Here is a 9286-nt window from a genome sequence, read left to right as displayed (position 1 = left end):
GGCGGGTGGGTTGCGCAGGGGCGCAGGCGCCATGGATGGCGCCTACGAGCTTACAAGGACGTACTTGCAGCGTCCCCTGCGCAACCCACCCGCCCTGCCAACCCAATAAAACCCACCGGGCATTGCACGACCAACCCCCGCCACGAGGGGCTGCGCCGTTGGCTGAAACTCCATGTAACCGCTTACACGGAAACGGATTTTTGCCATAGCGGGTATCATGGGCGGCTGAGTTCATACAGGAGCCACCGCCATGCGCCGCAAGATCGTCGCCGGAAACTGGAAGCTGCACGGCAGCCGTCAATTCGCTACCGACCTGCTTGGCCAGGTGGCCGCCGGGCTGCCAAAGGCGGGGGTGGAGGTGGTGATCCTGCCGCCGCTGCCGTACCTCGGCGAACTGGTTGAGGATTTCGGCGAGACCGGCCTGGTGTTCGGTGCACAGGACGTCAGCAGCAATGAAAAGGGTGCGTACACCGGCGAAGTCTGCGCCGCCATGCTGCACGAGGTCGGGGCCCGTTATGGCCTGGTCGGCCATTCCGAGCGCCGCCAGTACCACCAGGAAAGCAGTGGGCTGGTCGCCCGCAAGTTCGCTGCCGCCCTGCACGCCGGCCTGGTGCCGGTGCTGTGCGTGGGCGAAACCCTGGAGCAGCGTGAAGCCGGGCAGACCGAGGCGGTCATCGCCAGCCAGCTGGCACCGGTGCTGGGGCTGGTTGGCGCCGAAGGGTTTGGCAACGCCGTGGTCGCCTACGAACCGGTCTGGGCCATTGGTACCGGCAAGACCGCCAGCAAGGAGCAGGCCCAGCAGGTGCACGCCTTCATTCGTGGCGAAGTCGCGCGCATGGATGCTAGAATCGCCGATTCACTGCCCATTCTTTACGGCGGTAGCGTGAAGCCCGACAATGCCGGGGAACTGTTCGCGCAGCCGGATGTCGATGGTGGGCTGGTCGGCGGCGCCTCGCTGGTAGCCGCGGATTTCCTGGCCATCGCGCAAGCGGCGGCAACTATTTAGTCAAGACAGCCGGCTCAGCGTCGGCATAACAGTCCGAGGGCGGGTTTCCAATGCTGATGTTGATCCTCAATGTCGTCTACGTGCTGGTGGCCGTAGCCATGATCGCGCTGATCCTGATGCAGCGTGGCTCGGGCGCGGCGGCGGGCTCGGGCTTTGGTGCTGGCGCCTCGGGGACTGTGTTCGGCGCGCGCGGCGCATCCAATTTCCTGTCCAAGTCCACCAAGTGGCTGGCCGTGGTGTTCTTTGGCATCAGCCTGTTCATGGCCTGGTACGCCGGCCATGGCACGCGTCCGGCGGCCGACCAGGACCTGGGCCTGATGTCCGCCCCGGCGGCCAGCGCCCCGGCCGTTCCGGCGGGTGAGCTGCCGGTCGCGCCGAAGGCGGCGGAGGTGCCGGCGGCGCCGGTTCCGGCCGCCACTGTGCCGGCTCAGGCGGAAACTTCCACTTCTGGTGAAGAAAAGCCGTCCGAAGGCTCCCAGAAAGACTGAAGCCGGTTACAATATGCGGCGCATCGGGTTATCTGACTGATGTGATCGTTTGCCCAGGTGGCGGAATTGGTAGACGCACTACCTTGAGGTGGTAGCGACTTAGGTCGTAGGGGTTCGAGTCCCCTCTTGGGCACCATTTGTAAGTAAAGCGGGTTCTCCTGGCGCGCAATGCGCCAGCCGTTTCCCGTCCACTCCCCCATGCCAAAGCGCCTGCAGGCGCGGCGGCAGAGGCAAGAGAGAATCGCTGTGCTGGCCGAATATTTGCCGTCTCTGCTGTTTCTGATCGTCGCGACCGGTATCGGCATCACGCTGATGCTGATCGGTCGATTCCTCGGTCCCCGCCGCCCCGATCTGGAAAAGCTGTCGCCGTACGAGTGCGGCTTCGAGGCCTTCGAAGACGCGCGCATGAAGTTCGACGTGCGCTACTACCTGATCGCGATCCAGTTCATCGTCTTCGACCTGGAAATCATCTTCATCGTGCCGTGGACCCAGGTCTTCATGGAGCTGGGTGCCCGTTCGCTCGTCACCATGGGCCTGTTCGTCGGCATGCTGTTCCTCGGTTTCATTTACGTCTGGAAGAAGGGAGCGCTGGAATGGGAGTGATTCAGACTCTCGATGGCCTCATGAACAACCCGGTCCCGGAAGGGCGGGTGGATGACATCCTGCGGCCGGAAGGCGACAACCCCTTGCTGGAAAAGGGCTTTGTCACCACCAGTGTCGATGCCCTGCTGAACTGGGCGCGCACCGGCTCCATGTGGCCCATGACCTTCGGTCTGGCCTGCTGTGCGGTGGAGATGATGCACGCCGGCGCCGCGCGTCTTGACCTTGACCGCTACGGCGTGGTTTTCCGCCCGTCGCCGCGTCAGTCCGACGTGATGATCGTGGCCGGTACCCTGGTCAACAAGATGGCCCCGGCGCTGCGCAAGGTCTACGACCAGATGCCAGACCCGAAGTGGGTCATCTCGATGGGTAGCTGCGCCAACGGCGGCGGCTACTACCATTACTCCTATTCTGTCGTGCGCGGCTGTGATCGCGTGGTGCCGGTGGACGTCTATGTCCCGGGCTGCCCGCCGACCGCCGAGGCGCTGGTGTACGGGATCCTGCAGCTGCAGAAGAAGATCTGGCGTACACAGACCATCGCCCGCTGACCCTTTTCACCTGACAAGAGCGCGCCAAGCCCCCATGGCAGAGCAAGCATCCTTCATCGACCGACTCTCCGCACGTTTCGCTGGTGCGAAGGTCATCGTGGTCGAACCCCGCGGCGAAGTGACGCTGGAGGTGCCTGCGGCTGAGTGGCACGCCACTGCCCTGGCGCTGCGTGACGAGTTTGGTTTCGAGCAGGCCGTGGACCTGTGCGGCGTCGATTATCTGGGTTACGGCTCGGACGAATGGGACACCGCCGACGTTTCCTCGCAGGGCTTCAGCCGCGGCGTGGAAGGCAAGGCCCAGGGGCGCTTCGCCTGGGGTGAATTCCCCACCGAAGAAAACGGTGCCGACGGCGCGAGCCCGCAGCACATGCCGACCCAGCGTTTTGCCGTGGTTGCCCAGCTGCGCTCGTACCAGCACAACCTGATGCTGCACCTGCGCTGCTTCGCGCCTGACGAAGCGCTGCCGGTGGTGTCCTCGCTGACCGGCATCTGGCCGGGCCTGAACTGGTTCGAGCGCGAAGCATTCGACCTGTACGGCGTGATCTTCGAAGGTCACCCGGACCTGCGCCGGATCCTGACCGACTACGGTTTTGTCGGCCATCCGTTCCGCAAGGACTTCCCGCTGATCGGCAACGTCGAAGTGCGTTACGACGAAGAGAAGAAGCGTGTCATCTACGAACCGGTCACCTCGGTCGAGCCGCGTGTCGGCGTGCCGCGCGTGATCCGCGACGACGCCCGCCTGCAGACCGCAGAAGGCGAGCGCGCGCAGGAGGCAGTGAAGTGAGCCACGTACACCAGGCTGGCGAGGCGTTTGCCAGCAACCCCGCCGAAAGCCGGCAGGAAATCCGCAACTACACCATGAACTTCGGCCCGCAGCATCCGGCCGCGCACGGTGTGCTGCGCCTGATCCTGGAAATGGACGGCGAAACCATCATGCGTGCCGACCCCCACGTGGGCCTGCTGCACCGTGGTACCGAAAAGCTGGCCGAGTCCAAGCCGTTCAACCAGTCGATCGGTTACATGGATCGCCTGGATTACGTGTCGATGATGTGCAACGAGCACGCCTACGTGCGCGCGATCGAAACCCTGATGGGTATCGAAGCGCCTGAGCGTGCGCAGTACATCCGCACCATGTACGACGAAATCACCCGCATCCTGAACCACCTGATGTGGCTGGGCTCCAACGCGCTCGATCTGGGCGCCATGGCGGTCATGCTGTACGCCTTCCGCGAGCGCGAAGAGCTGATGGACTGCTACGAGGCCGTCTCCGGCGCACGCATGCACGCGGCGTACTACCGTCCGGGCGGTGTCTACCGCGACCTGCCGGACCACATGCCGAAGTATAAGGAATCGCGCTGGCACAAGGGCAAGGCGCTGAAGCAGCTCAATGCTTCGCGTGAAGGCTCGCTGCTGGACTTCCTGGAGAACTTCACCGTCGAGTTCCCCAAGCGTATCGATGAATACGAAACCCTGCTGACCGACAACCGCATCTGGAAGCAGCGTACCGTCGGCATCGGCGTGGTCAGCCCGGAACTGGCCCACCAGTGGGGCATGACCGGCGTGATGCTGCGCGGCTCGGGCGTTGCCTGGGACCTGCGCAAGAAGCGTCCGTACGCCAAGTACGATGCCGTCGACTTCGACATTCCGCTGGGCAAGGAAGGCGACTGCTACGATCGTTACCTGGTCCGCGTTGCCGAAATGCGCGAATCCAACCGCATCATCAAGCAGTGCGTGGCGTGGCTGAAGGCCAACCCGGGCCCGGTGATGGTGAAGAACTTCAAGGTCGCTCCGCCCAAGCGTGAGGACATGAAGGACGACATGGAAGCGCTGATCCACCACTTCAAGCTGTTCAGCGAAGGCTATTGCGTGCCGGCCGGCGAAACCTATTCGGCGGTGGAAGCCCCGAAGGGTGAGTTCGGCTGCTACCTGGTCTCCGACGGCGCCAACAAGCCCTTCCGCGTGCACCTGCGCGCCCCGGGTTTCGCCCACCTGTCGTCGATCGATTCGATCGTGCGCGGTCACATGCTGGCCGACGTGGTGGCGATGATCGGTACCTACGATCTGGTGTTCGGCGAGGTTGACCGGTAATGCCGTCCGCTAAGCCAACGCCCGCTGAAGGCAGCCGGCGCAAGCCGGCGCCGCAGTTTCTGCAATTTCACGTTATGCATTTCGCTGAGGTCGGCCGATGAAGGCGACAGGTAATTTCGAGGCGGCGCGCGACGTCGACCCGATGGTGGTGCTGAGCGACAAGACGCGCGCTCACATCGATCACTGGCTGTCCAAGTTCCCGCCGGACCGCAAGCGCTCTGCCGTGCTGCAGGGTCTGCATGCGGCCCAGGAGCAGAACGAGGGCTGGCTGACCGACGAGCTGATCGCCGGCGTGGCCAAGTACCTGGACCTGCCGCCGGTGTGGGCCTACGAAGTGGCCAGCTTCTACTCGATGTTCGAGACCGAGAAGGTGGGCCGCAACAACGTGGCCATCTGCACCAACATCAGCTGCTGGCTCAATGGTGCCGAAGACATCGTGCGCCATTGCGAGAAGAAGCTGGGCATCAAGCACGGCCAGTCCACCCCGGACGGCCGCGTCTACCTCAAGCGCGAGGAAGAGTGCCTGGCGGGCTGCGGTGGCGCGCCGATGATGGTCATCAACGGTCACTACCATGAGCGTCTGACCCTGGAAAAGGTCGACGAGCTGCTGGACGGGCTGGAGTAAGGGCATGGCACATCACCACGAATCCAAGGGTCCGGTCGGCCCCGCGCCGCTGCCGCACCAGGTGGTCTACACCACCCTGCATTACGACACCCCGTGGTCGTACGAAAGCTACCTGAAGACCGGTGGCTACGCTGCCCTGCGCAGGATCCTCGAAGAGAAGATCCCGCCGGAGCAGGTCATCGAGATGGTCAAGGCCTCGGGCCTGCGAGGCCGCGGTGGCGCGGGCTTCCCGACCGGCCTGAAGTGGTCCTTCATGCCCAAGGGCAACATGCAGAAGTACATCCTCTGCAACTCGGACGAATCCGAGCCGGGCACCTGCAAGGACCGCGACATCCTGCGCTACAACCCGCATTCGGTGGTGGAAGGCATGGCGATCGCCTGCTACGCCACCGGCTCGACCGTGGGCTACAACTACCTGCGCGGTGAGTTCCACCACGAGCCGTTCGAGCACTTCGAACAGGCCCTGGCCGATGCCTATGCGAACGGCTGGCTGGGCAAGAACATCCTCGGCAGCGGCGTGGACATCGACATCTACGGTGCCCTGGGCGCCGGCGCCTACATCTGCGGTGAAGAAACCGCACTGATGGAATCGCTGGAAGGCAAGAAGGGCCAGCCGCGCTACAAGCCGCCGTTCCCGGCGAACTTCGGCCTGTACGGCAAGCCGTCCACCATCAACAACACCGAAACCTACGGTTCGGTGCCGGCGATCATCCGCAACGGCCCGGAGTGGTTCAAGGGCCTGAGCCTGACCGGCAACGGCGGCCCGAAGTGCTTCTCGGTGTCCGGCTGCGTGCAGAACGGCGGCAACTTCGAAGTGCCGCTGGGCACCACCTTCGACGACCTGCTGGAAATGGCCGGTGGCCTGCGTCCGGGCCGCACCCTGAAGGGCGCGATTCCGGGCGGCGTGTCCATGCCGGTGCTGACCGCGGCCGAGCTAAAGGGCCTGCCGATGGACTACGACACCATCCGTGCGCTGGGCTCCGGCCTGGGTTCGGGCGCCGTCGTGGTGCTGGATGACAGCGTGTGCTGCGTCAAGTTCGCCTGCCGCATCAGCCAGTTCTTCCACAAGGAATCCTGTGGCCAGTGCACCCCGTGCCGCGAAGGTACCGGCTGGATGCACCGCGTGCTGGAGCGCATCGTCGCCGGCAAGGCCACGATGGAAGATCTGCACCAGCTGAAGGCAGTGGCCGGCCAGATCGAAGGTCACACCATCTGTGCGTTCGGCGAAGCGGCTGCATGGCCCATCCAGGGCTTCCTGCGCCAGTTCTGGGACGAGTTCGAGTACTACATCGTCAACGGTCATTCGATGGTTGACGGCAAGAAGGTGGAGGCAGCCGCTGCATGAGCGCGCAACCCGTAAATCCGAGCGTCCCACCCGATCACGTCACCATCGAGATCGATGGCAAGTCGCTGGTCGTGCCCAAGGGCTCGATGATCATCCAGGCCGCCGACAAGGCCGGCATCTCCATTCCGCGCTTCTGCTACCACGAGAAGCTGCCGATCGCCGCCAATTGCCGCATGTGCCTGGTGGACGTGGAGAAGTCGCCGAAGCCGGCGCCGGCCTGCGCCACCCCGGTGATGGACGGCATGAAGGTCGCCACCCGCAGTGAAAAGGCGCTCAAGTTCCAGCGTTCGGTGATGGAGTTCCTGCTCATCAACCACCCGCTGGACTGCCCGATCTGCGACCAGGGCGGCGAGTGCGAGCTGCAGGACGTTTCGCTGGGCTATGGCCGTTCGGTCAGCCGCTTCAACGAACGCAAGCGCGTGGTGCCCGACGAAGACATGGGTCCGCTGGTTGCCACCGAAATGACCCGCTGCATCCAGTGCACCCGCTGCGTACGCTTCACCGCCGACGTGGCAGGCACCTATGAACTGGGTGGCATGTACCGCGGCGAGAACCTGCAGATCGGTACCTACGACGGCAAGCCGCTGACCACCGAGCTGTCCGGCAACGTGGTTGACGTCTGCCCGGTCGGCGCGCTGACCAACAAGGTGTTCCAGTTCCGCGCCCGCCCGTGGGAACTGACCGCGCGCGAATCGCTGGGCTACCACGACGCGATGGGTTCGAACCTGTTCCTGCACGTGCGTCGCGGCGAAGTGCTGCGCACCGTGCCGCGCGACAACGAAGCGGTGAACGAGTGCTGGCTGTCCGACCGTGACCGTTACTCGCACCAGGGCCTGTACAGCGAAGACCGTGCGGTCAAGCCGCTGCGCAAGGTCAATGGCGAGTGGAAGGAAGTGAGCTGGGCCGAAGGCCTGGCCGCGGCTGCCGAGATTCTCAAGGCGCACCAGGGCGACCACCTTGGCGTGCTGGTGCACCCGTCCACCTCCAACGAGGAAGGCGCGCTGCTGGCCCGCCTTGCCAAGGGCCTGGGCTCGCACAACATCGACCACCGCATCAACAACCGCGACTTCTCCGACGCTGCGACCGCCGAAGTGTTCGGCCTGCCGTTGGCCGAGATCGAAGGCGCCGACCGCATCGTGGTTCTGGGCAGCAACATCCGCCACGAACTGCCGCTGCTGCACGCCCGTCTGCGCAAGGCACAGACCACCAAGGGCGCGAAGATCCACGTCATCAATCCGGTTGATTTCGACTTTGCCTTCGGCATCGCCGGCAAGCAGATCGTGGCGCCGTCGAAGTTCGTCGAAGCACTGGCCGACGCCGAGCTGCGTTCGGCGGTGCAGGGCGGTACCAACACCGTGCTGATCGTCGGTGGCATCGCCGAGAACCACCCGCAGGCCGCAGCGATCCGTGCTGCCGCGCGTGACTTCGCTGCCGCTACCGGTGCCAAGCTGTGCCGCATCCCGCAGGGTGCCAATGCCGTGGGCCTGACCCGCGCCGGCGTGCTGCCGGCCGGCAAGGACGTGGCCACCATGCTGGCGCAGCCGCGCCAGGCGTATGTGGTGTACGGTCTGGAACCGGGCCTGGACTTCGCCGATGCCCCGGCCGCGCGCAAGGCGCTGGTCGGTGCCAAGGTGGTGGCCTTCAGCCAGTTCGCCTGCGTTTCCACCCGCGACGTTGCCGACGTCATCCTGCCGATCGGCGCACTGCCGGAAATCGACGCCACCCTGACCAACCTCGATGGTCGCGAGCAGTCGGCCCGTGCCGGCGGCAAGCTGCCGGGCGAGGCCCGTGAAGGCTGGCGCGTGCTGCGTGCGCTGGGCGGCGAAATGGCACTGGCCGGTTTCGACTTCACCGACCTGGGCGGCCTGCGCGCCAGCCTGGCCCCGGTGTCGGTCGCCGTGGCCGCTTCGGCCCAACCGGCCGTTGCCGGCGAAGGCCTGGAAGTGGCTTCGACCGCTGCGATCTACCGCACCGATGCGGTGGTCCGTCGCGCCCCGGCGCTGCAGTCGCACCCGCTGAACAACGCCCCGCGCATCGTGCTGAACGCTGACGATGCCGCACGCCTGCAGCTGCAGGAAGGGCAGATGGCCAAGGTCGGCACCGATGCCGGCAAGGCCACCTTGCCGGTGGTGGTCGACGCCCGCGTCGCTGCGGCTTCGGTCTGGATTGAATCGGGCCACGGCGCGACCGCGCCGCTGGGTGCCGCTCGCGTATCGGTGGTGGCTGCATGAACGAATTGCTGTTGAACGCGGTCGACCCGCTGCACCAGTGGCTGCTTGGCCTCGGTGACATCGGCGCGCTGATCTGGATCATCCTGAAGATCCTGGTGATCACCGTGCCGGTGATCGTCTCGGTGGCCTTCTACGTTGTCTGGGAACGCAAGCTGATCGGCTGGATGCACGTCCGCCACGGCCCGATGTACGTGGGCATGGGCATCTTCCAGGCCTTCGCCGACGTCTTCAAGCTGCTGTTCAAGGAAGTGGTCCAGCCGAGCAGCGCCAACAAGGCGATCTACCTGCTGGCGCCGCTGATCACCCTGGCGCCGGCCTTCGCGGCCTGGTCGGTGGTGCCCTTCGATTCGCAGAT

10 protein-coding genes and 1 tRNA gene are annotated in these 9286 nt (G+C 65.0%); all 11 read left to right on the top strand.

The window, feature by feature from the left end:
- Positions 1 to 250: 250 nt before the first annotated feature.
- A complete protein-coding gene (tpiA, locus tag RTY46_RS10245; RefSeq protein ID WP_312708182.1) occupies positions 251 to 1006 on the top strand; it encodes a triose-phosphate isomerase in 756 nt (251 codons plus the stop codon).
- 50 nt (positions 1007 to 1056) lie between these two features.
- A complete protein-coding gene (secG, locus tag RTY46_RS10240) occupies positions 1057 to 1494 on the top strand; it encodes a preprotein translocase subunit SecG (protein WP_312708181.1) in 438 nt (145 codons plus the stop codon).
- Positions 1495 to 1545: 51 nt separating this feature from the next.
- A tRNA-Leu gene (locus RTY46_RS10235) sits at positions 1546 to 1630 on the top strand.
- A 110-nt stretch (positions 1631 to 1740) separates the two neighbouring features.
- Complete coding sequence (locus RTY46_RS10230; RefSeq protein WP_079222613.1) at positions 1741 to 2097, top strand: NADH-quinone oxidoreductase subunit A; 357 nt, start codon at positions 1741 to 1743, stop codon at positions 2095 to 2097.
- Complete coding sequence (locus RTY46_RS10225) at positions 2088 to 2642, top strand: NADH-quinone oxidoreductase subunit B (RefSeq protein ID WP_079222612.1); 555 nt, start codon at positions 2088 to 2090, stop codon at positions 2640 to 2642. Before RTY46_RS10230 ends, RTY46_RS10225 begins: the two co-directional genes overlap by 10 nt.
- Positions 2643 to 2676: 34 nt before the next feature.
- On the top strand, positions 2677 to 3426 hold the full coding sequence (locus tag RTY46_RS10220) for an NADH-quinone oxidoreductase subunit C (protein WP_079222611.1): 750 nt from the start codon (positions 2677 to 2679) through the stop codon (positions 3424 to 3426).
- On the top strand, positions 3423 to 4730 hold the full coding sequence (locus RTY46_RS10215) for an NADH-quinone oxidoreductase subunit D (protein WP_312708180.1): 1308 nt from the start codon (positions 3423 to 3425) through the stop codon (positions 4728 to 4730). Before RTY46_RS10220 ends, RTY46_RS10215 begins: the two co-directional genes overlap by 4 nt.
- A 97-nt stretch (positions 4731 to 4827) precedes the next feature.
- Complete coding sequence (nuoE, locus tag RTY46_RS10210; protein WP_108750221.1) at positions 4828 to 5355, top strand: NADH-quinone oxidoreductase subunit NuoE; 528 nt, start codon at positions 4828 to 4830, stop codon at positions 5353 to 5355.
- A gap of 4 nt (positions 5356 to 5359) precedes the next feature.
- Positions 5360 to 6700 (top strand): NADH-quinone oxidoreductase subunit NuoF, encoded by a 1341-nt coding sequence (gene nuoF / locus RTY46_RS10205; protein ID WP_312708178.1) that lies wholly within the window; start codon positions 5360 to 5362, stop codon positions 6698 to 6700.
- The gene (gene nuoG / locus RTY46_RS10200) at positions 6697 to 8931 is read left to right on the top strand and encodes an NADH-quinone oxidoreductase subunit NuoG (protein WP_312708176.1); all 2235 of its coding nucleotides are present in this window, start codon (positions 6697 to 6699) and stop codon (positions 8929 to 8931) included. Before nuoF ends, nuoG begins: the two co-directional genes overlap by 4 nt.
- Positions 8928 to 9286: NADH-quinone oxidoreductase subunit H (locus RTY46_RS10195; RefSeq protein ID WP_312708175.1), on the top strand; the 359-nt coding region annotated here is incomplete at its 3' end. The genes nuoG and RTY46_RS10195, both read left to right, overlap by 4 nt.

It is taken from the genome of Stenotrophomonas sp., assembly GCF_032056425.1.
Classification (GTDB): Bacteria; Pseudomonadota; Gammaproteobacteria; order Xanthomonadales; family Xanthomonadaceae; genus Stenotrophomonas.
Note: the sequence above shows the minus strand (reverse complement) of the source record. Positions and strands in the feature narration are given on the sequence as shown.